We start from the raw sequence: 22008 nt of genomic DNA, 5'->3' as shown, positions 1-22008 counted from the left end.
GCGGGCGGCCCGTCCCCGGGGCGGAACCGGGCGCCCTCCCGGCGCAGTAGCCCCCGCCGGGCCCGTACCGCGTCCGTGGTACGGGCCCGGACGGCGCCGGTGTCGCCGCGGTCAGTACTGCGGCGGGCCGAAACCGCCCTGCGGGGGGTGCGGCGGCTGCGGAACGCCGGGCGGCATGGGCGGGCCGCCGACCGGGGGCATCGGCGGCGGGCCGGGCTGCTGCCAGCCGGCCGGCGGCGGGCCCGCGGGACCCGGTACGAAGCCGGGTGCGGCGAAGGCCAGTGCCGGGGACGGCGGCTGCCAGGCGGGCGCGATCGGCTCGCCGCGGACCATCAGGGCGCCCAGCGCCAACGAGCCGAACAGGTCGAGCGCCAACTGGGCGTAGATGATGACGCTCAGGCCCGGCATCTCCTTGCTCATGTCCAAGAACGTGCCGGAGTTGAGGAACGAGACGACCGTCAGCACGGCGTTCGGCAGCAGTGCGACGGCCAGGCCGAGGGCGAGCCCGCGGGCCGCGCACCCGCGGGCCAGGCAGTTGATCCCGGCGATGGCGGTCAGCAGCAGGAACACCACCGCGTACCAGCCGGGGGCGAGCGCCAGCAGCGAGGTCAGCGTGCCCTTGCCGAGGTAGAGCATGGGGAAGGATTCCGTGCCGTACTGCACCAGCATGTAGAGCTGGTAGACGACGTAGCCCAACGCCATGGCGCCGAGCGTCAGTCCGCCGATCACGCCGGCGGCCTTGGCCGGGCGGGCGGGCGGCCCGCTGGGGGCCGGGCGCGGCCAGGACCGCATCCCGGCCAGCAGCACGATGCCGGCGACCAGGGTCAGCAGGAACAGCGGCAGGCTGCTGAGGAAGACCCCGTCGAAGGTGGCGGTGCCGGTCTCGGCGTTGCGGAACCAACGGTCGTCGCTGGTGTGGTTGCCGACGCTGATCAGGGCCTGGAGGGCGGTGGCGAAGGTGACGGTGGTGGCGACGGCCAGCAGCCCGCCGGCCGAGCGACGGCCGGCGAACGCGGCGATCGCGGCGGTCAGTTGGAGCAGGCAGAAGCCCAGCTGGACGGGGTCGGTGACCGCGTTGGTGCCCGGCGGGCGGCTGCCGGTCCAGCTGTCCCAGACGCCGACGATGCCGAACGCGCCGAGGTCGACGACGAACCAGTACGCCGTCCAGAAGAAGAACAGCAGGCAGAGTATGCCCGCGGTGATCCGCGCGCCCTTGGCCAGCGCCATGCCTTGTGCCATCTCATCCCCCGTTGTATCGGTGCAGCGCCGCCAGCCTCCGGCGGCGCGAGGAGCACCGTAGCAACGCCCGACCGCGAGGTCTCCCCCGGGCGGCGGCCCATTGCCGCGGGTATGCGGACTCCCTGCCGGCGGGGGTCCGGCAGGGAGTCCGGGCGGAAGCGCCCGTGAGGGGGGCGCCCCGCCGGCCGGGATCCTGGGCGTCGCTCAGTGGTTGCTCGGGAAGCCCAGGTTGATGCCGCCGTCGGCCGGGTCAGGCCAGCGGGTGGTGACGACCTTGCCGCGGGTGTAGAAGTGCACGCCGTCGTTGCCGTAGATGTGGTGGTCGCCGAAGAGCGAGTCCTTCCAACCGCCGAAGGAGTGGTAGCCCACCGGGACCGGGATCGGCACGTTCACGCCGACCATGCCGGCCTCGACCTCCAGCTGGAAGCGGCGGGCCGCGCCGCCGTCCCGGGTGAAGATCGCGGTGCCGTTGCCCCACGGCGAGGAGTTCATCAGCTCGATGGCCTGCTCGTAGGTCTCCACGCGGACGACCGAGAGCACCGGGCCGAAGATCTCGTCGCGGTAGGCGTCCATCTCCGGCGTGACGTTGTCGAGCAGCGAGACGCCGATCCAGTGGCCGTCCTCGTGGCCCTCGACGGTGTAGCCGGTGCCGTCGATGACGACGTCGGCACCCTGGGCGGCGGCACCGGTGACGTACGAGGCGACCTTGTCGCGGTGGGCCTTGGTGATCAGCGGACCCATCTCGGAGGCCGGGTCGTCGCCGGGGCCGATGCGCAGCTTGTCGGCGCGCTCCTTGATCTTGCCGATCAGCGGGTCGGCGGTGTCGCCGACGGCGACGACCACGGAGATCGCCATGCAGCGCTCACCGGCCGAGCCGTACGCGGCGTTGATCGCGGAGTCGGCGGCCAGGTCGAGGTCGGCGTCCGGGAGGACCAGCATGTGGTTCTTGGCGCCGCCCAGCGCCTGGACGCGCTTGCCGTTGGCGGTGCCGGTGGTGTGGATGTACCGGGCGATGGGGGTGGAGCCCACGAAGGAGACGGCGGCGACGTCCGGGTGCGTGAGGAGCGCGTCGACGGCCACCTTGTCGCCGTTGACGATGTTCAGCACGCCGTCGGGCAGGCCCGCCTCGGCGGCCAGCTCGGCGAGCTTGAACGCGGCGCTGGGCACCTTCTCGCTCGGCTTCAGGATGAAGGTGTTGCCGCAGGCGATGGCGATCGGGAACATCCACATCGGGACCATCGCGGGGAAGTTGAACGGCGTGATGCCGGCGACCACGCCCAGCGACTGGCGGATCGAGGCCACGTCCACCCGCGTCGACACCTGGGTGGACAGCTCGCCCTTGAGCTTCTCCGGGATGCCGCAGGCCAGCTCGATGATCTCCAGGCCGCGGGCGACCTCGCCGAGCGCGTCGGAGTGCACCTTGCCGTGCTCGGCGGTGATCAGCCGGGCCAGCTCGTCGCGGTGCGCGTCCACCAGCGCGCGGTACGTGAAGAGCACCGAGGTGCGCTTGGCCAGCGAGCTGGTGCCCCAGCTGCGGTACGCGTCCTTGGCGGCGCGGACCGCGGCGTCGACCTCCTCGACGGAGGCGAAGGCGACCTGCTTCTCCTGGGCGCCGGTGGCCGGGTTGTAGACCGGCCCGAAGTTGCCGGAGACGCCCTCGACGGGCTTCCCGCCGATCCAGTGGTTGATGGTCTTCATGCGAGGGGCCTTTCGTACAGTGCGGCAGAGCGGATGTCAGAGGTGGCGGCGGCGTGCGGCGGCGTGCTCGTCGTACGCCTTGCGGGCGGCGACCGCCGCCGGACGCGTCGCGGTCTCGGCAACGGGTACATCCCACCAGGCTTGGGCCGGCGGCGCGCCCGGCACAGTGTCAGTCGTTTTGGTCTCCACGTAGACACATGTGGGCGCTTTTGCGTCACGCGCCTCGGCGAGCGCGGTGCGCAGCTCGGCGACGGTCCTGGCGCGCAGCACCCGCATGCCCAGTGAGGCGGCGTTGGCGGCGAGATCGACGGGCAGCGGCTCGCCGGTGTACGTGCCGTCCGCGGCGCGGAAGCGGTAGTCGGTGCCGAAGCGCTCGCCGCCGGTCTCCTGGGAGAGGCCGCCGATGGAGGCATAGCCGTGGTTCTGGATGAGGACGAGAGTGATGTTGATGCCCTCCTGGACCGCGGTGACGATTTCTGTGGGGTTCATCAGGTATGTACCGTCACCGACGAGCGCCCACACCGGGCGATCGGGAGCAGCCATCCGGACCCCGATCGCGGCCGGGATCTCATAGCCCATGCAGGAGTAGCCGTATTCGAGGTGGTACTGCCGACGGGACCGGGCGCGCCAGAGTTTGTGCAGGTCACCAGGGAGGGAACCGGCGGCATTGAGGACGATGTCGGATCCGTCGACGAGCGCGTCCAGCGCCCCAAGGACCTGGGTCTGCGACGGCTGCGCGGAGGGGTCGGCGGCCTCGTACGCGGCGTCCACCCGCCGCTCCCAGTCCGCCTTCGCCGCGGCGTACTCCGCCTCGTAGGCGGCGTCCACGCGGTGGCCGGTGAGGGCCTCGCGGAGCGCGTCGAGTCCGGCGCGGGCGTCGGCGACCAGGGCGAGGGCACCGAGCTTGTGGGAGTCGAACGCGGCGATGTTGAGGTTGACGAAGCGGACGCCGGGCTCGGCGAAGAGGGTGGCGGAGGCGGTGGTGAAGTCGGTGTAGCGGGTGCCGACGCCGATCACCAGGTCGGCCCGCCGGGCCAGCCCGTCGGCGGTGGCGGTGCCGGTGTGGCCGATGCCGCCGACGTCCGCCGGGTGGTCGTAGCGCAGCGCCCCCTTGCCCGCCTGGGTGGCGGCGACCGGGATGCCGGTGGCCTCGACGAAGGTCCGCAGGGCCTCCTCAGCCTCACTGTGGTGGACGCCGCCGCCCGCGACGATCAGCGGCCGGCCGGCCGCCCGGACGGCCCGCACCGCGTCCGCCAGGGCATCGGCGTCGGGCGCGGGCCGGGGCACCCGCCACACCCGGTCGGCGAAGAACTCCACCGGCCAGTCGTACGCCTCGGCCTGCACGTCCTGTGGCAGCGCCAGGGTGACGGCGCCGGTGTCGACCGGGTCGGCGAGCACCCGCATCGCCTGGAGGGCGGCCGGAATCAGCGCCTCGGGCCGGGTGACCCGGTCGAAATAGCGGGAGACGGGGCGCAGCGCGTCATTGACCGACACATCGCCCGCGGACGGCACTTCGAGCTGCTGGAGGACCGGATCGGCGGGCCGGGTGGCGAACACGTCGCCGGGCAGCAGCAGCACGGGGAGGCGGTTCACGGTGGCGAGCGCGGCGCCCGTGACGAGGTTGGTGGCACCCGGCCCGATGGAGGTGGTCACGGCCTGCGCGGAGAGCCGGTCGCACTGGCGGGCGTAGCCCACCGCGGCGTGCACCATGGCCTGTTCGTTGCGCCCCTGGAAGTACGGGAGCTTCGGCGGCCCGTCGGCCGCGCCGCGGGACGCCGCGCCGCCGGACTCCAGCAGCGCCTGTCCGATACCGGCGACGTTGCCGTGCCCGAAGATGCCCCAGCAGGCGGTGATCAGGCGGTGTCGGCGGCCGTCCCGCTCGGTGTACTGGTGGGCGAGGAACTCCACCAGGGCCTGCGCCACGGTCAGCCGGCGGGTGCCGGCCGCGGCGTCCGTCGCGTCGCCCGTGGGGGCGTGCGCGGGGACACGCGTGGCGGCGTCCGTCGCGTCGCTCGTCGGGGCTTTGCTCGCCGGGTCGTTGGTCGCCGGGGAGTCGCTCGTCGGGTCGTTGGTCGCCGAGTCGTTGGTCGTCGGATCGTTGGTCGGCGCGGTCATCGCGGATCTCCTGCCGGTGCTTCGTACAGAGGGAGTCGGGGATCGACCGGCTGCTGCGGCCAGGTCGTGCGGATCCAGCCGTGGTCGGGGTGGTCGCAGATCAGCCACTGGCGCTGCGCGCCCGGCCCCGCCATGACGTTGAGGTAGTACATGTCGTGCCCGGGGGCGGCGATGGACGGGCCGTGCCACCCGTCCGGGATCAGCACCGCGTCCCCCGTACGGACCTCGGCGAGGACGTCCGTACCGCGTCCGTGCCCGGAGGGCGTCACCCGCTGATAGCCCAGCCCCGCCGTCCCGTGGGCGGCGGCGATCTCGAAGTAGTAGATCTCTTCGAGCTCGGACTCCTCCCCGGGACGGCACTCGTCGTGCTTGTGCGGCGGATACGACGACCAGTTGCCACCGGGGGTGAGCACTTCCACCGCGATCAGCCGGTCGCAGTCGAACACGCCGGCCGCACCGAAGTTGTTGACCTGCCGCGAGCAGGTGCCGGTGCCGCGCAACTCCACGGGCACGTCGGACGCGGCACCGTAACGGGCGGGCAGCCGGCGCTCGCAGCGCGCCCCGGTGAGCGCGAACCGCCCGCCGCCCGGACTGGCGATCCGGACCTGCGCGTCCCGCGGCACGTACGCGAAGTCCGTCACTCCGCTGAACACGCTCTCCCGGCCGGTCAGTTCGAACGTCCCGCCTCCGGGGCCGTCGGTCCGGACCGTGCAGCCACCGGAGAGCGGCAGCACGATCCATTCGCTGTCGCCGGTCGCGAAGGAGTGGTCGCCGCCCGGCGGCAGGTCGAGGATCCGCAGGGAGGAGTAGCCCCAGCCGGCCTTCTCCGGCGAAACGTCGAGGGCGTACGGACCGTCGGCGGCACGGCCCGCCGTGAGGTGGAAGGAAGAGGCAGGGGTGGGGGTGGGGGTGGAGGCAGGAGTGGGGGTGGACACGGGGCTGACGGTGGCGGGCTCGGTAGCGGACTCGGTGGCGGACTCGTCGATCCCGTCGTGCGGTGTGTCGTGCCCGCGGGAGGTGTGGGTATCTGCGAACTCGGCGCTCATGACTGCAAGTCTCCTACTCGCCACTGACAGTGAAGTTCTCCGGCGGCGTGGCGCCGGGATCGGACCGCTCGCCCCGACGGCATCCCCCGGCACACAGGGCCGGTCCCGCCCTGACCCGCCGGAGGGGCCCTAGAGCAGCCCCACGGCGGTATCGACCGCGGCCGCCACATCGCCATCCGCCGGATAGAGGAGCGAGCGGCCGACGACGAGGCCGTGCACGGTCGGCAGCCGGAGCGCCTTGCGCCACTTCTCGTAGGCGGCTTCCTGCTCCCGCACCGTCCCGCCCACGTCGCCGCCGAGGAGGACGACGGGCAGGGTGGAGGTCTCGCAGACCCGGGCCATCGCGTCGGGGTCGTCGGTGACCGGGAGCTTCAACCAGGTGTAGGCGGACGTACCGCCGAGGCCGGAGGCGATGGCGACGGAACGGATGACGGCTTCCGGGCTGAGGTCGTTGCGGACCGCGCCGTCTATCCGCCGGGAGAGGAACGGTTCGACGAACGTGGGGAGTCCGCGTTCCGCCATCGCGTCGATGGCGCGGGCGGTGGCTTCCAACGTGGTCAGCGAACCGGGGTCGTCGTAATCGATGCGCAGCAGCAGCTTGCCCGCGTCGAAGCGGAGCCGGGCGATGTCCTGGGGGCGGTGGCCGGTGAACCGGTCGTCCATCTCGAAGGCGGCACCCGCGATCCCGCCGCGGTTCATGGAGCCCATGACGACCTTGCCTTCGAGGGCACCGAGCAGCAGCAGGTCCTCCAGGATGTCGGCGGTGGCCAGCACCCCGTCGACACCGGGCCGGGACAGTGCCAGGACCAGTCGTTCGAGCAGGTCCAGCCGGTTGGCCATGGCCAGTTGGCGGTCTCCGACGGCGAGCGCGCCGCGGGCCGGATGGTCGGCGGCGACGATCATCAGCCGGCCACTGTCGCCGAGCAACGGGCGACGGGCGCGGCGGGCGGCGGCCTCCGCGACGGCTTCGGGATGCCGGGCCCGTAGCGCCGGGAGGTCACTGATCCGAGGAGTCAAGGCTCAACTCACCTTCTTGAGGGCACGAGTGGGGCGGGCTTGGGGCGGGAGCGGGCTTGGGGCGGGCTGGGCCGGAGGCGGGGTGGGGCGGGGCCACGAGGAGTCCGTTCACCGTCCCGCGAGGAACTCCTCGACCTCATCGGCCGTCGGCATCGCGGACGAACACGCCAGCCGGGAGGCGACGATCGCCCCGGCGGCATTGGCGTAACGCATCATCGGCGCCAACTCCCGGCCGGCCAACAGCCCGTGGCACAACGACCCGCCGAACGCGTCCCCGGCGCCGAGCCCGTTGACCACCTCGACGGGGGTGGGCGGCACCTCGGCGGAACGCCCGTCCCGGTGGACGGCGAGCACGCCCTTCGGCCCCTGTTTGATGACGGCCAGCTCCACGCCCATGTCGAGCAGCGCCTCGGCGCAGGCTTTCGGGTCCCGCAGGCCGGTGGCCACCTCGGCCTCGTCGACGTTGCCGACCGCGACCGTCGCATGCTTCAGCGCGGCCTCGTAGTACGGCCGCGCGGAGGCCATCGCGGCCGCACCGGTCGCCCCGCCGTCCCCGGAGGCGCCGCCCTCCCCGCCCCAGAACATCGGCCGCCAGTCCAGGTCGAAGACCGTGGTGCCCTTACGGTCACGGACCTCCAGTGCGGCCAACGTGGCGCCGCGGCTCGGCTCCTCACACAGCCCGGTGCCGGTGACCCAGAAGATCCCGGCCGCGGAGATGGCCTCCAGGTCCAGTTCCTCGGGGCGAATGACCAGGTCGGGAGCCTTGGGGCGGCGGTAGAAGTAGAGCGGGAAGTCGTCCGGCGGGAAGATCTCGCAGAACGTCACCGGTGTGGGAAGGCCCGCCACCGGGGTCACCCAACGGTCATCGACACCGAAGTCGCGCAGCGCCTGGTGGAGGTACTCCCCGAACGGGTCCCGCCCGGTGCGGGTGATGACGGCGGTGCGGCGCCCCAGCCGGGCGGCCGCCACCGCCACATTGGCGGCGGACCCACCGAGGAACTTCCCGAACGTCTCCACCTGGGCGAGCGACACCCCGGTCTGCAACGGGTAGATGTCCACCCCGATGCGCCCCATGGTGATCAGGTCGTACGGCTCGGTCATAGACGCCCCTTCGGGTCGCCCGGCGCGACGGTGGGACTCCCCGGCTCAAGCGAGGTCGAAAGCTTGAGGGGAGGCCGGCACGGCGGGTCAGTCGATCGGAACCGGCTCTCCCCGCCGGCTCCAGCTCTGACCAAAGGTCTAACGGGCCCACCCAAACCCTGTCAACAGTTTGTCCTTACATTATGACGTCAATCATTCCACCTCGGCCACCAATCCCGCCCGATACCGCCCCCTTCCACCCCTCCTCCACCCCTCCCCCCTCACCCCCGCCCCTCCTCACCCTCCCATCCCTCCCCCCCCAAGTCATTAAGTCCTTATGTCAGGACGAAGTCTTGACACTCCCCAGGGCGGCAGAGAGGCTGTGCCCCACAACCCACCCCAGCGCCTCCCGGTCACCGCCGACCGGCGAGAGGAGAGCCGCAGCATGTCCGTACCCCGTGCCGCCTCGCCCGTTCTGGACCGCCTCCGCATCGGTTCCGCCCCGGACTCCTGGGGCGTCTGGTTCCCCGACGACGCACAGCAAGTCCCCTGGCAGCGCTTCCTGGACGAGGTCGCCGAAGCCGGCTACGAGTGGATCGAACTCGGCCCGTACGGCTACCTGCCCACCGACCCCGCCGCCCTGCGCGAGGAGACCGCCCGCCGCGGCCTCAAGGTCTCGGCCGGCACCATCTTCACCTCGATGCACCACGGCCCGTCCGTCTGGGACAAGACCTGGGCGCACGTCACCGAGGTCGCCACCCTCACCCAGGCGATGGGCGCCCAGCACCTCGTCGTCATCCCCTCCTTCTGGCGGGACGACAAGACCGCCGAGATCATCGAGCCGCCCGAGCTGACCGTCGAGCAGTGGAAGCACCTGACCACCGGCATGGAGCGCCTGGGCAAGCGGGTCCGCGACGAGTTCGGGCTGGACATCGTCGTCCACCCGCACGCCGACACCCACATCGACACCGAGGAGCATGTCGAGCGCTTCCTCGACGTCACCGACTCCGACCTGGTCAACCTCTGCCTGGACACCGGCCACTACGCCTACTGCGGCGGCGACAGCGTCAAGCTGATCCGCACCTACGGCGAGCGGATCGGGTACCTCCACCTCAAGCAGGTGGACCCGGACATCCTCAGCGACGTCGTCGCCAAGGGCACCCCGTTCGGCCCGGCCGTCCAACAGGGCGTGATGTGCGAGCCGCCGCTGGGCGTCCCGGCCCTGCCGCCCGTCCTGGAAGCCGCCCAGGAACTGAACGTCGACCTCTTCGCCATCGTCGAGCAGGACATGTACCCGTGCCCGCCCGACCAGCCGTTCCCGATCGCCCAGCGGACGCGCCGCTTCCTGCGGTCCTGTGGGGCGTGAGTGATTCTCGGTGTGCGGGCGACGTGTGCCAGGGACGGCATGCGCCAGCACGACGAAGGACTTGAGGGACGACATGAGCGAGACGAGAGACGACATGGGCGAGACGAGGGACGACATGAGCGAGATGGATGAGATGGGCAAGATCGGCGAGACGGGTGAGGTGGGGGAGATGAGCGAGACGGGCGTGGCGGGATCTAAGCAGACGCGAGGGACGTTGGGCGTTGCGGTCATCGGGACCGGGCGCATGGGGGCCGACCATGTGCGGCGCATCAATGACGTGATCAGTGGGGCCAGGGTGGCGGCAGTGGCCGACATCGACGCCGACCGGGCGGAGCGGTTCGCCAAGGGCATCGAGGGCGCCACCGCCTACACCGATCCGGCCGCCGCCATGGACGACCCCGGAGTGGACGCCGTACTGATCGCCTCACCGGGCCCGGCCCATGAGGCGGCGCTGCTCGACGCCTTCGCCCGCGACCTGCCGGTGTTGTGCGAGAAGCCGCTGACCCCGGACGCCGCCTCCGCGCTGCGGATCCTGGAAGCCGAGCAGAAGCTGGGCCACCGCCGCGTCCAGGTGGGGTTCATGCGCCGCTACGACGCCGGCTACCGCTCCCTCAAGTCCCTGCTGGACGAGGGGACTTACGGCCGCCCATTGATGCTGCACAACAAGCACCGCAACGCCGACACCCCACCCGGCTTCACCAACGCGATGATGATCAACGACTCGGTGGTGCACGAGATCGACGTGACGCGCTGGCTGCTCGGCGAGGAGATCACGGCCGTACGGGTCCTCCGACCGGCACCCACCGACAACGCGCCGGAGGGGCTGAGCGACCCGCAGCTGATCCTGTTCGAGACGGCGGGCGGCCAGGTCGTGGACACCGAACTCTTCGTCAACTGCGGCTTCGGTTACCAGGTCAGCTGCGAGGCGGTCTGCGAGGGCGGTACCGCCCGGATCGGCGACGACCACGGGGTGTTCGTCAACACCGCGGGCCGGTGGGGCGGCACCATCACCCCCGGCTTCGTGGAACGTTTCGAGGACGCGTACGACCGGCAGGTACAGCGCTGGGTGGACGCCACCCGACGCGGCGAGGTCGAGGGCCCCAGCTGCTGGGACGGCTACGCGGCGGCCGCGGTATGCGAGGCGGGCGTCCTGGCACAGGCAACCGGGGATCGGGTCGTGGTCGAGTTGATCGAGCGGCCGGATCTTTATCGGTGAGTTGGCGATTCGGCGAATTGACGAATTGACGAATTAGCGAGTTGGCGAGTTGGTGAGTTGGTGAGTTGGTGAATTGGCGCACCGATGGAGCGGTGAAGAGCCGTAGTTGAGCATTCCTTGCGACTGGAGTGCGTTGTCCGACCGGCCTTGGGGCGTGGCCGTTTCCCTTGCTCACGGGCCGGTCCGCTTGCCTCCTCATCTCGCCTCGCCTCGCCATGCCCTTCGACCTGCCGCCGCCCCCCCTTCAACGGCCATCGCGCTGCCCAGCCCCCGCCATCGCTTTACCGAGCCATCAAGCCAATGAGCCGTTGAGCCTTTGAGTCACTGAGCCATTCAGCAATTCAGCCTTTGAGTCATCGAGCCTTTGAATCTTTGCGCTATCGACCCAACCCCATGAGCAAGCAAGCCACCGAAAGGCCGCACCATGTGTACCCCGCACGGTCCCCGCATGCCCTACGGGCCAGCGTTTTCGGGAATGGCTCCCGAGTCGCCGTTCTTGCCACCGTTTCCGACGCCCACCCTGGCAGCCCCCCTGGCATCCCCCCTGGCAGCCGTCTCGTCCCTCCGGACACCCCTCTCGTCGTCCGACCGGATAGGTGAGCCGGTGAGCGGGGCCCTCAGGGTGCCGACGCATGGCGCCACGGCGAACGGGAGTTGACGATGGGAGCTCCGACCAGTCGGTCCGCGTCCCCCGGCGAGCGCAACCCTGACCACGGCGACAGCCATGACCACGACCGCGACCAGAGCCACGACCAGGGACAAGGACAAGGGCAGGGGCAGGGGCTGACCAACGGCCGCCCCAAGACCCCGTCCCCGACCCTGACCGCCAAGCGCTTCATCATCGCCATCGCCGCCATCGCGGCGCTCGGCGGTGCCCTGTTCGGCTACGACACCGGGGTGGTCTCGGGCGCGCTCCCCTTCATGGAGCGGCACTTCGGCCTCACCTCCCTCAGTGAGGGCGTCATCACCAGCGCGCTGCTGATCGGCGCGGCCTTCGGCTCGCTGGCCGGCGGGCGGATGGCCGACACGCTGGGGCGGCGCAACTCGCTGTTGTGGGCGGGCGCGGTGTTCATCGGCGGGGCGGTGGCGGTCGCGCTGGCGCCGACCGTGCCGTTCATGACCGTCGCGCGCTTCGTGCTGGGCCTCGCCGTGGGCAGCGCCTCCGTCATCACCCCGCTCTACCTCTCCGAGATCGCGCCCTCGCACATCCGTGGCCGGCTGGTCTCGTTCAACTCCCTGATGATCGTCAGCGGTCAGTTGCTGGCGTATCTCGTCAACGCCGTGCTGGCCCACTGGGAGGCGTGGCGCTGGATGCTGGGGCTGGCCGCGCTGCCCGCGGTGGCGCTGTTCCTCGGCGTCCTCTTCCTGCCCGATACGCCGCGCTGGTACATCAGCCGGGGGCGGCAGGACGAGGCTGCCGCGGTGCTGCGCCGTACGCTGGCCGCCGACGACGTCCCGGACGAGCTCGCCCGTATCCAGCAGGCCCGCCATCTGGAGACCGACGCGCAGCGCGGCGCATGGCAGGAACTCCAACTCCCCTGGGTGCGACGGCTGCTGCTGGTCGGTATCGGGCTGGCGATCGTCCAGCAGATCACCGGGGTCAACGCGGTCATCTACTTCGCTCCCAAGATCCTGGCGACGACCGGTCTGGGTACCAGTGCGGCGATCACCGCCACCATCGCGATCGGCGCCATCTCGGTCATCGCCACCGCGATCGGCATGTCCCTGATCGACCGGGTGGGACGGCGCCCCATGCTCCTCTGGGGACTGTCCGGGATGACGGTGTCGCTGGCCCTGCTGGGCGCGGCGTTCCACCTGCCGCACTCCACCGGCGTCAGCTACCTGGTGCTCGGCCTGATGGTCCTCTATATGGGCTTCATGCAGGCGACCCTCAACACCGGTGTCTGGCTGCTGCTCGCCGAGATGTTCCCGCTGAAGGTACGTGGGCTGGCCATGGGCGCGGCGGTGTTCGTGATGTGGCTGGTCAACTTCGGGATCGCGCTGGTCTTCCCGTTGCTGCTCGACGCGGTCGGCTCCGGCGTCACGTTCTGGCTCTTCGCCGTGATGTGCGTACTCTCGCTGGTCTTCTGCAAGCGGTACGCGCCGGAGACGAAGGGGCTGGCGCTGGAGGACCTGGAGCAGGAGCTCCGCAGGACCGCGAACGAGTCCGCTCCGGGCGCTGCCACGGAGGGATGAATCGCAGGGATGAATCGCTCGGAACTGACGGTTCATCGGACACTACCGGCCAATCCCCGCGACTCCCGGAACCGTCCGTCGGCTTCCCGTCGCGCAAACGGGTGCGCTCACATCCAACGCATCCAACGGGGGGAAGCAATGGAATTCGTGAAAGCCAACGAAAAGGCCACGGGAAGGCTCGGCGAAGAACTCGGCGGGCAAGCCACCGACACGGGCTTCGCCACGGCTACCGAAGCAATCCCGGGAACGGGAACGACAACGGGAACGCGGGCCGGAACCGGAACGGGAACCGGAGCCGGAGCCGGAACCGGTACGACCGCAGTGGCGGGAGCGGGAGCGGGAGCGGGGACCGTGCGGGGTGCCGGCCGGGCCGTCCGGCGCGCGGGCGTCCTCGCGGCGGCCGCGGGACTGGTCACCGCCGGGCTGCTCACCGGCCCGGCGTCGGCCGCAGCGACGGCCGGGCGGGACGACTCCACTCGACCCGCCGCACTGACCGCCTGCGCGTTCTACGGCGGAAACGCCCTCACGATCTACGGTCAGCACGGCGACCGGGTCAAACAGGTGCAGTGCCTCCTGGCAAACCGCCACTATCTGACCTGGAAGGACGTGACCGGTTCCTTCGGGGCGAAGACACGGACCGGAGTGACGAAGTTGCAGACCAAACACCGTCTTCCCGCCAATGGCAAGGTCGACAAGAAGACCTGGCGAGCGCTGTATTCCTAATCCCTAATCCCTAATCCCAGAATGCCTGATCCCTGATCCCGGAATGCCTGATCCCTGATTCCCGAATCCTGACGTGTGCTCGGCGCATGATCCGTACGGCGGTGTGGCGGGTGGTCACTGACGGGGTCGCCCGCCGCACCGCTGTGGGTGCGAGGGGAGGGACGGCGGGGCGCGACCGATACACCTGGCTTGCCGCGGCACATCCGTCCCTCCTCTGTTACGGCTGTCACCATTGCGCGGGTCTTCCGTCACAGCCTTTCAACAGCCCCTCGCCGACGATCACTCACCGTCGTTGTCCGGGCACAGGGTGAGCAATCACCCCGCCGTACGCTGCCCCTGCCGGCTCGCCGGGCCGACCCTGTGTGCGGCGCCAAGGAGGTGCGCAGAGATGACTGACCGAAGGCTCTGGTCGTACAAGGAAATCGCCGCCCACATCCAGGTGCAGCCGGACACCGTGCGCTCTTACCGCAAGCACGGTTTGCTACCGGAGCCCGATCTAGTGGAGGGCGGTAGACCGTACTGGTTCGCGGACACCGTCAGAGCCTGGGTGGCACAACGCCCGGGCCACCGCGGGCGACAGTGACCGTACGGGTCTGAGCCGGTGAGGACGGGCCCGGCCCCGACGTTCGACACCCGTCCTGTTCGGGCGCCCGAACGGGACGGTGCTGACGCTGCTGCGGGCGGTCGACCGCGAACCGGTCCGGCGAACCGCGCCGACACGCCCCTCCGCTACGGCGCCGCCGCCCCGGCTCCCTCCCGAGGCGGTGCCGTGGAGCCTCTGGTCTCCAGTTCCGGGGTGACGAGTTGGTGGGCGGCGGGTGCGTCGGGGTGCGCCATCCGGTCCAGCAGGCAACGGGCGGCGCGGCGGCCGACCTCGTGACTGGCGTTGTTGACCGAGCTCAGCCAGAGGTGGCGGATGCGGGCGAGGTAGGTGTTGTCGTAGCCGACGACGGAGAGGTCGGCGGGCACGTCGAGGCCCAGTTCCCCGGCGGCGGACAGCGCGCCGATGGCGGTGAGGTCGTTGAACGCGAAGACGGCGGTGGGGCGCTGACCACCACGGACCGGACTGAGCAACCGTACGGCGGCGCGGTAGCCACCCTCCTCCGTGCCGTCACCGCTCTCCACCACGGTGTATGCGGCCAACCCGTGGTCGCGCATCGCGGCCTCGAAGCCGCGCCGGCGCAGTTCACCGACCAGCCCTCGGCCGGCGACGTGGGCGATCCGGCGGTGTCCGAGGCCGATGAGGTGCTCGGCGGCGAGGCGGGCGCCGTGTTCGTCGTCGTTGGCGACGATGTCGGCCCGCGGCAGCCGGGGTTCGTGGTTGCCGGCGATGACGGTCGGCAACCGCTCGGCAACCTCGGCGAGCCCCGCGGTGTCCGGGAGGGTGCCGACCACGACCAGGCCGTCGACCCGGAGTTCCTGGAAGGTACGGGCGAACTCCTGGCCGGCGCGCCGGTCCAGACGGCCGTCGGCCATCAACATCCGTAGGCCGTGCGCGTGCAGCAGGGAGTTGAGGCCGTCGAGAACGTCCACGAACCAGGGGTTGCGCATGTCGTTCAGCAGGACGCCCACGGTGTGCGTGCGGCGGGCGACGAGGCTGCGGGCCGCGGCGTTGGGCCGGTAACCCAACTCGTCGATGGCGGCCAGGACGGCCTGCCGCTTGGCGTCGCTGACCCGGGGCGAGCCCTGGAGGACGAGCGAAACCAGCGATTTGGAGACGCCGGCACGTTCGGCGACGCCACGGATCGTCGGAGGCCGGTCAGGGCCGGGGGCCGCCTTGGGGGGCTCGCCCGGCGGGGTGTTGGACCGTTCCATGAGTGGAAATCCTTCCATCGGTGCAGGTCGGCGTCAATGCGTGCACATACGGACGCCGCCGGACGCAACCTCCTCCCCACCAACAGGCACCACCACGACCCACCCCACGCACCGGACATTCCTCATCGCTCACCACCCATCACTCGTCACCCATCACCCATCACCCATCACTCACTTCTTGCCACTCGCCTCTCGCCTCTCGCCTCTCGTTACTTGTCACTCCCGACGCCTGACTCCCCGACCACTGGCCTCCGACTCCCAACCCCCGGCCCCCGGCTCCCGGCTCCCGGCTCCCGGCTCCCGACTCCCGGCTTCTGATTCCTGCCACGGCACGGGAGTTGATTGTCCCGCGAGGCTTGACATCCGGACATACGGACATGCAGGGTGCCGAGGACACCGCGTTTGGACCGTTCCAAATGCCGCTGGGGCCGCGTCAGCAACTCGTACCACCCACCGCGCCCACCCCCGTCGCCTTTCCCTCTCCCCCTCCCTCCCCCACCCCCACCCCACCCTCCTCCCGCCACCTCCCTCCCTCCTTCCGTCCTACCTCCCTTCCGCCCCCGAAAGGAACCCCCATGAAGATCGGTCTCATCGGTACCGGGCGCATTGGCGCGTTCCACGCCGCAACCCTGCAGAACGTCCCCGGCGTCACCGGCCTCGTGGTCGCCGACGCGGACCCGGCGCGGGCCACCGCGCTCGCCGACGCCCTGGGCGTACGGGCCGCCGACAGCATCACGGCGCTCTACGCGGAGGGCGTGGACGGCGTGGTGATCACCGCCGCGACCAGTGCGCACGCCGCATTGATCCATCAGGCCCTGGACGCCGGTGTGCCGGTGTTCTGCGAGAAGCCGGTGGCGCTGGACGTGCCGGGCACCCGTGCCGTCGTGGAGCGCGCCGAGGCCGGCACCGTGCCCGTGCAGATCGGCTTCCAGCGGCGGTTCGACGCCGGGTATCGGGCGGCGCGTGAGGCACTGCGCTCCGGAGAGCTGGGCTGGCTGCACACCTTGCGGGCCTGCACCAGCGACCAGTCACCGCCGCCTGCGGCCTTCATCCCCACCTCCGGCGGGCTGTTCCGGGACTGCAGCATCCACGACTTCGACATCATGCGCTGGCTGACCGGCCGCGAGGTGGTCTCGGTCTACGCCCAGGGCGCCAACCGCGGCGCGGACTTCTTCGCCGACGGCGACGACGTCGACACCTGCGCCGCACTGCTGCGCCTCGACGACGACACCCTGGCCACGGTCACCGCGACCCGCTACAACGGCGCGGGCCACGACGTCCGGCTGGAGGTCTGTGGCTCCGCGGGCGCCCGCTTCGTCGGTCTGGACGACCGGGCACCGATGCCGTCGGCCGAGGTGCAGTTGTCTTGGCGGCGGGCGGACGCCCCGTACGCCACGTTCATGGAGCGGTTCCATGACGCGTACGTGACCGAGTTGGGGGTCTTCGTCGAGGTGGCCGCGGGCCGTATGCCCAACCCCTGCACCGCCGCAGAGGCGTTGGAGGCGCTGTATGTCGCGGAGGCGTGCGACCGCTCGCGACGGACCGGTCAGCCGGTACTCGTCGCGGACGTCCGGGCGACCGCGGGCGGCAGGGTGGCGCCCGGCGCATGACCGGCGGCGGTCTCATGGCCGAGCAGTTGGCAGCCGGTCCGGGGGCGGCGTGGGGCGTGGTGCCGTTCGCCGTGCTGGTGCTGGCCGCGCTGCTGGTGGGGGTCTCCAAGACCGCCGTCAGCGGGGTGGGGACGCTGAGTGTGGCGCTGTTCGCGACCGTGCTGCCGGCCAGGGAATCCACCGGTGTCCTCCTTCCGCTGCTGCTCGTGGGTGATGTGCTGGCCGTGCGCGCCTACCGCGGGCACGCCGACCGGGCCGTGCTGCGCCGGCTGCTGCCGTCGGTGGCGGCCGGGGTGTTGCTCGGGATGGTGTTCGTCGCGCGGACCGGTGACGGCGTGATGCGGCGCACGATCGGTGTGCTGCTACTGACGGTCGCGGTGCACCAGGTGTGGCAACGGGTCCGGGTCCGCGTCAGGGCCCGGGCCCGGGCGCCGGAACGGGTGCGGGGCCGGGAGCGTGGGAGTGGGCGTGGGCGTGGGGACGGTGCGGGGTCGTTCCCGCTGGTCCGTCAGCACCGGTTGGGGACGGCGTTCTTCGGGCTGGTCGCCGGGTTCGCGACCATGGTGGCCAACGCCGGTGGGCCGGCGATGTCGCTTTATCTCCTCTCGGCCGGCTTCGGGATGCTCGGGTTCCTGGGGACCGGTGCGTGGTTCTTCTTGCTCGTCAATCTCGTGAAGGTGCCGTTCAGCGTGGGGTTGGGGCTGGTCACGGCGGACGGGCTGGCACTGGATGCGTTGCTGGTGGTTGCCGTGGTCGTCGGTGCGTATGCCGGGCGGGCGCTGGTGCGTCGCATCGACCGGGGAGTCTTCGAGCGGTTGGTGCTCGTCTTCACGGTCCTCACCAGCGTCGTGCTGTTGCGCTGAGGCAAGGGACGGGCGGGACGGCGGTGGCTTCCCGCCGGTGGTCCGTCACGTCATTGCGTCGTCCCCGGCCGGCCGGCTCCGGCCGCGCCGGCGTCGCCGGTCGTCGGCTCCGGCAGCGTCGTCCGCCACTCATGGGCGCGTATGAGGTGGCCCTTGGGATATTCGACCTCGCACGCTCCTATGAGGGTGAAGCCGGCTTTGCGGCATACCGCGTTCGACGCGGCGTTGGCCACGGAGGGGAAGGCGTGGATGATGCGGTGCCGGCCTTCGGCGGCGGCCGCCGTGAGGACCTGCCGCACCGCGGTCGCCGCGATGCCGCGGCCCTGGAATCCGGGGAGCACGCCCCAGCCGGTCTCATACACCGCCGTTCCCTGCCACTCCGTCTCCCAGAAGCCGATCGTGCCCACGGCCTCGCGCTGCGGCAGGAGCAGGATGCGGTACATCCGGCCGGGTCCCTCGGCTGCGAGGTATCTGTGGTGGCGGCGGGCGAGTTGTTCCTCGGTCTCGGGGCCGCCCAAGTGTCGGGTCATCTCAGGGGCGTTGGCCTTGCGCAGCAGGTCGAGGTCGGCTGCCGTCCACGGCTCGATCCGCACGTCGGCGGCGACTGTCGGCGCTTCGGTTGTGCGTTCCGTCGTCATGTCCTCAACGTTACGCACGACCACTGACAGTCACACCGCTGCTGTGGATGACGCCTGGTCATCACCCTCTTCGCGGTCGGTGCACGGGGGTTCGCCGGGGTGCTGGTGGCCGACCTGGGCGCGCAGGGCGCGGCGGCGGGTGCCCCACTGGACGACGGTGCCGATGGCGGCGACGAGGACGGAGACACCGATGCCGATGCCGATGCCGGCGGCGTAGAGGGGGTTTCCGGCGGCGGCGCTGCCGAGGTAGCCGAGGCCGATGGAGTAGGCGGCCCACAGGGACTCGGCGAGGCCGGCGCCGATCAGGTACTTGCGCGGCGGGTAGCGCAGCACCCCGGAGGCCAGGGGGCCGACGATCCGGCCGCTGGGCAGGAACCGTACGGCGATCAGGAAGGGGACGCCGTAGCGGCGGATCCGCCGGGCGGTCCATTCGAGGGCCGCCCGGCGGCGCGGTCGGCGCAGCATCCAGGCGCGGGCGGGGCCGCCGAACCGGCGGGCGGCGAGGTACATCAGCAGGTCGCCGAGGAAGGCGCTGCCGGCGACGATCACCAGGGCGAGGGGGAGGGCGACGCGCCCTTCGGAGGCGAGGACGCCGGCGGAGGCCAGGAGTGCGGAGTTGGGGACCAGTGGCGGCAGGGTGGTCAGCGCCAGCAGGCCGTAGAGGGCGAGCGTGCCGTCCATCCGGCCGCCTCCTCGGATCCGCGCCTCGAGTCCGTATCCCCAGACTGACGCGTGGCGGGCGGGTGGCAACGCGTGCGGTCCGGGGTATCCCAGGGCTGGACCCATACCCCTAGGGGGTATACAGTGACGAGAGTCGGGAGGACGACACCAGCCGCCACCGCGCCCCCTCACGCCACTTGGGCACCACACTGGGCGCAACGGCCACATCGCCCGTACCGGCGCATGTCGGCACACACGGCACCACGAGGAGAATCCCATGGCTGAGAACGGCTCCTGCTGCACCCCTGAAGGCTCCTGCCACACCGGCGGCGGCACCGCCGTCCAGGTTGGCGCGGTGACCACCACCTACAAGGTCACCGGCATGACCTGCGGTCACTGCGAAGGCGCGGTGTCGTCCGAGATCGGCGAGATCGCCGGGGTGAGCTCGGTGCAGGCGGCCGCGGCGACCGGCCTGGTGACCGTCACCTCACAGGCGCCGCTGGACGAGGCCGCGGTGCGCGCGGCGGTCGACGAGGCGGGGTACGAGCTCGTGGGTCAGGTCTGACCCACCTCGCGCTCTCTCACGAGGCGCAGGCCGTCCCGCCGCCGGCGGGCACGTCCTGCGCCTCGCGCGTACCGGAGAAACGGCCCCCCCAACCGGGCACTGACGGTAATCGCCGCAGAGCGGGACGATCAGCGACGAACGGCCACAACCTCAGGGCACGGTCACAAAAATTCACACGGCCATTACAACTCGCACAACACCCATACCTCGGGGCGCTGATCTGCAAATGGAAGCCCTTGACCAGATTCGCCCCCATATGGCATGAGACCCAGATCACACTCTTCGGAACGTAACCATCGAGGGGGGTCGCGAGTCTAACCGGGCAGTGCGAGCACCCCGGCGGGGCTTGCACTGCGACAGCCGTGCAAGGTCTTGGGGGATCATGCCCGGCTCCGCGTTGGCCGGGGCGACGCGCCCGGGGAGCTTTGAGCGGCCCTCCCGTATGTGCGCGTCCCGGCAGAGCGCGGTGCAACCCGGAACGCCCGGACGGATCCCGTGGGGGGAATCCGCACCGGGACATGGGAAGCGCCCCGCACTCTGGACCCGTGGGGGGATCCGGAGGCGGGGCGCTTTCTTTTACGCGCTCGCTTCTTCGCTTGCGCGCTCGCGTCGCGGCATCGACCGGCGACCGGCGGGCGTCGCATTTACGCGATTATCGATCACCCATACGCAGCAGTCGGCATCGGTCCAGCCGCTACGCGGGGACCTTGGTTCAGCGCTCCTGGACGGGCACGAAGTCGCGCTCGACGACGCCGGTGTAGATCTGCCGCGGACGGCCGATGCGGGAACCGGGCTCCTTGATCATCTCGTGCCACTGGGCGATCCAGCCGGGGAGCCGGCCGAGCGCGAAGAGCACGGTGAACATCTCGGTCGGGAAGCCCATCGCCCGGTAGATCAGGCCGGTGTAGAAGTCGACGTTCGGGTAGAGCTTGCGCTCGACGAAGTAGTCGTCGGCCAGCGCGTGCTCTTCCAGCTTCAGGGCGATGTCGAGGAGCTCGTCGTCCTTGCCCAGCGCCGAAAGGACGTCGTGCGCCGCCGCCTTGATGATCTTCGCCCGGGGGTCGAAGTTCTTGTAGACGCGGTGCCCGAAGCCCATGAGCTTCACGCCGTCTTCCTTGTTCTTCACCTTGCGGATGAAGGTGTCGACGTCGCCGCCGGCGTCCCGGATGCCTTCCAGCATCTCCAGCACCGACTGGTTGGCGCCACCGTGCAGCGGGCCCCAGAGGGCGTTGATGCCCGCCGAGATCGAGGCGAAGAGGTTCGCCTGCGAGGAGCCGACCAGACGCACGGTGGAGGTCGAACAGTTCTGCTCGTGGTCCGCGTGCAGGATCAGCAGCTTGTCGAGCGCGCTGACCACGACCGGGTCCAGGTCGTACTCGGCGGCGGGGACCGAGAAGGTCATCCGCAGGAAGTTCTCCACGTACCCGAGGTCGTTGCTCGGGTAGACGACCGGGTGGCCGACCGACTTCTTGTAGGCGTAGGCCGCGATGGTCGGAAGCTTGGCCAGCAGGCGGATCGTGGAGATGTGCCGCTGCCGCTCGTCGAACGGGTTGTGGCTGTCCTGGTAGAACGTCGACAGCGCGCTGACCACGGAGGACAGCATGGCCATCGGGTGGGCGTCCCGGGGGAAGCCGTCGTAGAAGCGCTTGACGTCCTCGTGGAGCAGGGTGTGGTACGTGATGTCCTGCTTGAAGGTCGCCAGCTCGTCGACGGTGGGCAGCTCACCATTGATGAGGAGGTAGGCGGTCTCCACGAACGTGCTGCGCTCCGCGAGCTGCTCGATCGGGTAACCGCGATAACGAAGGATGCCCTTTTCACCGTCGAGATAGGTGATCGCGGATTTATATGCCGCGGTGTTGCCGTAACCGGAATCCAGGGTCACCAGACCGGTCTGGGCGCGCAGCTTCGAGATGTCGAAGCCCTTGTCGCCGACCGAGCTGTCGACGACCGGGTAGCTGTATTCGCCGTCCCCGTAACGCAGTACTACAGAGTTGTCGCTCACGTCATCCCTCACCGACGTTGTGCCTCTTCTTCGAGGTGCCCTGACTGCCTATACCTTCCCCCATTTGGACCTTGGATGTGCACTCGGGGTCGGCCATAGGGCCTCATCGCGGCACTCAGTGCCGCGTCGGAGTCCATCCTGCTCCCGTTCGCCCCGATT

Annotated in this window: 18 protein-coding genes; 8 read left to right on the top strand and 10 right to left on the bottom strand. The window is 70.6% G+C overall.

The genetic code is table 11. The annotated features are described in order from the left end of the window. Window positions 1-111 precede the first annotated feature (111 nt). The 6 genes from ACO0M4_RS24680 to iolC form a co-directional block, all read right to left on the bottom strand. Window positions 112-1239, bottom strand: a complete 1128-nt coding sequence (locus tag ACO0M4_RS24680) for a hypothetical protein (RefSeq protein ID WP_430373102.1) — start codon at window positions 1237-1239, stop codon at window positions 112-114. A gap of 204 nt (window positions 1240-1443) precedes the next feature. Beyond that, window positions 1444-2937: a CoA-acylating methylmalonate-semialdehyde dehydrogenase gene (locus tag ACO0M4_RS24675; protein ID WP_430373101.1), complete on the bottom strand. Its 1494-nt coding sequence runs from the start codon at window positions 2935-2937 to the stop codon at window positions 1444-1446. A gap of 36 nt (window positions 2938-2973) precedes the next feature. Further along, window positions 2974-5052: a 3D-(3,5/4)-trihydroxycyclohexane-1,2-dione acylhydrolase (decyclizing) gene (iolD, locus tag ACO0M4_RS24670; RefSeq protein WP_430373100.1), complete on the bottom strand. Its 2079-nt coding sequence runs from the start codon at window positions 5050-5052 to the stop codon at window positions 2974-2976. After that, the gene (iolB, locus tag ACO0M4_RS24665; protein ID WP_430373099.1) at window positions 5049-6098 is read right to left on the bottom strand and encodes a 5-deoxy-glucuronate isomerase; all 1050 of its coding nucleotides are present in this window, start codon (window positions 6096-6098) and stop codon (window positions 5049-5051) included. The genes iolD and iolB overlap by 4 nt, the downstream gene beginning before the upstream one ends. Before the next feature lie 129 nt (window positions 6099-6227). Beyond that, window positions 6228-7115: a Cgl0159 family (beta/alpha)8-fold protein gene (locus ACO0M4_RS24660; RefSeq protein WP_430373098.1), complete on the bottom strand. Its 888-nt coding sequence runs from the start codon at window positions 7113-7115 to the stop codon at window positions 6228-6230. Window positions 7116-7223: 108 nt separating this feature from the next. Then, complete coding sequence (gene iolC / locus ACO0M4_RS24655) at window positions 7224-8216, bottom strand: 5-dehydro-2-deoxygluconokinase (RefSeq protein ID WP_430373097.1); 993 nt, start codon at window positions 8214-8216, stop codon at window positions 7224-7226. Window positions 8217-8640: 424 nt separating this feature from the next. Here iolC and ACO0M4_RS24650 point away from each other — a divergent pair, with 424 nt between their 5' ends. The 5 genes from ACO0M4_RS24650 to ACO0M4_RS24630 all read left to right on the top strand — a co-directional run bounded on the left by ACO0M4_RS24650 (window position 8641) and on the right by ACO0M4_RS24630 (window position 14279). Beyond that, complete coding sequence (locus ACO0M4_RS24650; RefSeq protein WP_430373096.1) at window positions 8641-9561, top strand: sugar phosphate isomerase/epimerase family protein; 921 nt, start codon at window positions 8641-8643, stop codon at window positions 9559-9561. A 169-nt stretch (window positions 9562-9730) separates the two neighbouring features. Then, window positions 9731-10777, top strand: a complete 1047-nt coding sequence (locus ACO0M4_RS24645; RefSeq protein WP_430373924.1) for a Gfo/Idh/MocA family protein — start codon at window positions 9731-9733, stop codon at window positions 10775-10777. A 660-nt stretch (window positions 10778-11437) separates the two neighbouring features. Beyond that, window positions 11438-12973, top strand: coding sequence for a sugar porter family MFS transporter (locus ACO0M4_RS24640; protein ID WP_430373095.1), 1536 nt, complete (start codon window positions 11438-11440; stop codon window positions 12971-12973). A gap of 351 nt (window positions 12974-13324) precedes the next feature. Beyond that, window positions 13325-13696 carry a peptidoglycan-binding domain-containing protein gene (locus ACO0M4_RS24635; protein ID WP_430373094.1) on the top strand — a complete coding sequence of 124 codons (372 nt, stop codon included), beginning with the start codon at window positions 13325-13327 and terminating at the stop codon, window positions 13694-13696. Between the two features lie 388 nt (window positions 13697-14084). Continuing rightward, window positions 14085-14279 carry a helix-turn-helix transcriptional regulator gene (locus tag ACO0M4_RS24630; RefSeq protein ID WP_430373093.1) on the top strand — a complete coding sequence of 65 codons (195 nt, stop codon included), beginning with the start codon at window positions 14085-14087 and terminating at the stop codon, window positions 14277-14279. Window positions 14280-14425: 146 nt separating this feature from the next. Here the strand turns inward: ACO0M4_RS24630 and ACO0M4_RS24625 are convergent, their stop codons facing one another. Next, the gene (locus ACO0M4_RS24625; protein WP_430373092.1) at window positions 14426-15511 is read right to left on the bottom strand and encodes a LacI family DNA-binding transcriptional regulator; all 1086 of its coding nucleotides are present in this window, start codon (window positions 15509-15511) and stop codon (window positions 14426-14428) included. A gap of 575 nt (window positions 15512-16086) precedes the next feature. Here ACO0M4_RS24625 and ACO0M4_RS24620 point away from each other — a divergent pair. Both ACO0M4_RS24620 and ACO0M4_RS24615 read left to right on the top strand, forming a co-directional pair. After that, on the top strand, window positions 16087-17121 hold the full coding sequence (locus ACO0M4_RS24620) for a Gfo/Idh/MocA family protein (protein ID WP_430373091.1): 1035 nt from the start codon (window positions 16087-16089) through the stop codon (window positions 17119-17121). Window positions 17122-17135: 14 nt separating this feature from the next. Further along, complete coding sequence (locus tag ACO0M4_RS24615; RefSeq protein WP_430373922.1) at window positions 17136-17984, top strand: TSUP family transporter; 849 nt, start codon at window positions 17136-17138, stop codon at window positions 17982-17984. Between the two features lie 50 nt (window positions 17985-18034). Here ACO0M4_RS24615 and ACO0M4_RS24610 read toward each other — a convergent pair whose 3' ends face one another. Both ACO0M4_RS24610 and ACO0M4_RS24605 read right to left on the bottom strand, forming a co-directional pair. Next, a complete protein-coding gene (locus ACO0M4_RS24610) occupies window positions 18035-18622 on the bottom strand; it encodes a GNAT family N-acetyltransferase (RefSeq protein ID WP_430373090.1) in 588 nt (195 codons plus the stop codon). Window positions 18623-18652: 30 nt separating this feature from the next. Continuing rightward, entirely contained in the window at window positions 18653-19303 is a 651-nt protein-coding gene (locus ACO0M4_RS24605; protein WP_430373089.1) for a DedA family protein, read from the bottom strand. Between the two features lie 256 nt (window positions 19304-19559). On the opposite strand from ACO0M4_RS24605, the gene ACO0M4_RS24600 reads away from it, so the two are divergent. Further along, window positions 19560-19847, top strand: a complete 288-nt coding sequence (locus ACO0M4_RS24600; protein ID WP_430373088.1) for a heavy-metal-associated domain-containing protein — start codon at window positions 19560-19562, stop codon at window positions 19845-19847. A gap of 712 nt (window positions 19848-20559) precedes the next feature. Here the strand turns inward: ACO0M4_RS24600 and ACO0M4_RS24595 are convergent. Then, a complete protein-coding gene (locus ACO0M4_RS24595) occupies window positions 20560-21849 on the bottom strand; it encodes a citrate synthase (protein WP_390017325.1) in 1290 nt (429 codons plus the stop codon). Between the last annotated feature and the right edge of the window lie 159 nt (window positions 21850-22008).

Source organism: Streptomyces sp. RGM 3693 (assembly GCF_050471125.1).
Classification (GTDB): Bacteria; Actinomycetota; Actinomycetes; order Streptomycetales; family Streptomycetaceae; genus Streptomyces.
This window is presented reverse-complemented; position numbering and strand designations above follow the sequence as displayed.

What these genes read in the sequence shown, in the direction of transcription:
- ACO0M4_RS24680 (WP_430373102.1), bottom strand. Translation starts at nt 1,239, where the DNA reads ATGGCACAAGGCATGGCGCTGGCCAAGGGCGCGCGGATCACCGCGGGC.
- ACO0M4_RS24675 (WP_430373101.1), bottom strand. Translation starts at nt 2,937, where the DNA reads ATGAAGACCATCAACCACTGGATCGGCGGGAAGCCCGTCGAGGGCGTC.
- iolD (WP_430373100.1), bottom strand. Translation starts at nt 5,052, where the DNA reads ATGACCGCGCCGACCAACGATCCGACGACCAACGACTCGGCGACCAAC.
- iolB (WP_430373099.1), bottom strand. Translation starts at nt 6,098, where the DNA reads ATGAGCGCCGAGTTCGCAGATACCCACACCTCCCGCGGGCACGACACA.
- iolC (WP_430373097.1), bottom strand. Translation starts at nt 8,216, where the DNA reads ATGACCGAGCCGTACGACCTGATCACCATGGGGCGCATCGGGGTGGAC.
- ACO0M4_RS24650 (WP_430373096.1), top strand. Translation starts at nt 8,641, where the DNA reads ATGTCCGTACCCCGTGCCGCCTCGCCCGTTCTGGACCGCCTCCGCATC.
- ACO0M4_RS24645 (WP_430373924.1), top strand. Translation starts at nt 9,731, where the DNA reads ATGAGCGAGACGGGCGTGGCGGGATCTAAGCAGACGCGAGGGACGTTG.
- ACO0M4_RS24640 (WP_430373095.1), top strand. Translation starts at nt 11,438, where the DNA reads ATGGGAGCTCCGACCAGTCGGTCCGCGTCCCCCGGCGAGCGCAACCCT.
- ACO0M4_RS24630 (WP_430373093.1), top strand. Translation starts at nt 14,085, where the DNA reads ATGACTGACCGAAGGCTCTGGTCGTACAAGGAAATCGCCGCCCACATC.
- ACO0M4_RS24625 (WP_430373092.1), bottom strand. Translation starts at nt 15,511, where the DNA reads ATGGAACGGTCCAACACCCCGCCGGGCGAGCCCCCCAAGGCGGCCCCC.
- ACO0M4_RS24620 (WP_430373091.1), top strand. Translation starts at nt 16,087, where the DNA reads ATGAAGATCGGTCTCATCGGTACCGGGCGCATTGGCGCGTTCCACGCC.
- ACO0M4_RS24615 (WP_430373922.1), top strand. Translation starts at nt 17,136, where the DNA reads ATGGCCGAGCAGTTGGCAGCCGGTCCGGGGGCGGCGTGGGGCGTGGTG.
- ACO0M4_RS24610 (WP_430373090.1), bottom strand. Translation starts at nt 18,622, where the DNA reads ATGACGACGGAACGCACAACCGAAGCGCCGACAGTCGCCGCCGACGTG.
- ACO0M4_RS24605 (WP_430373089.1), bottom strand. Translation starts at nt 19,303, where the DNA reads ATGGACGGCACGCTCGCCCTCTACGGCCTGCTGGCGCTGACCACCCTG.
- ACO0M4_RS24600 (WP_430373088.1), top strand. Translation starts at nt 19,560, where the DNA reads ATGGCTGAGAACGGCTCCTGCTGCACCCCTGAAGGCTCCTGCCACACC.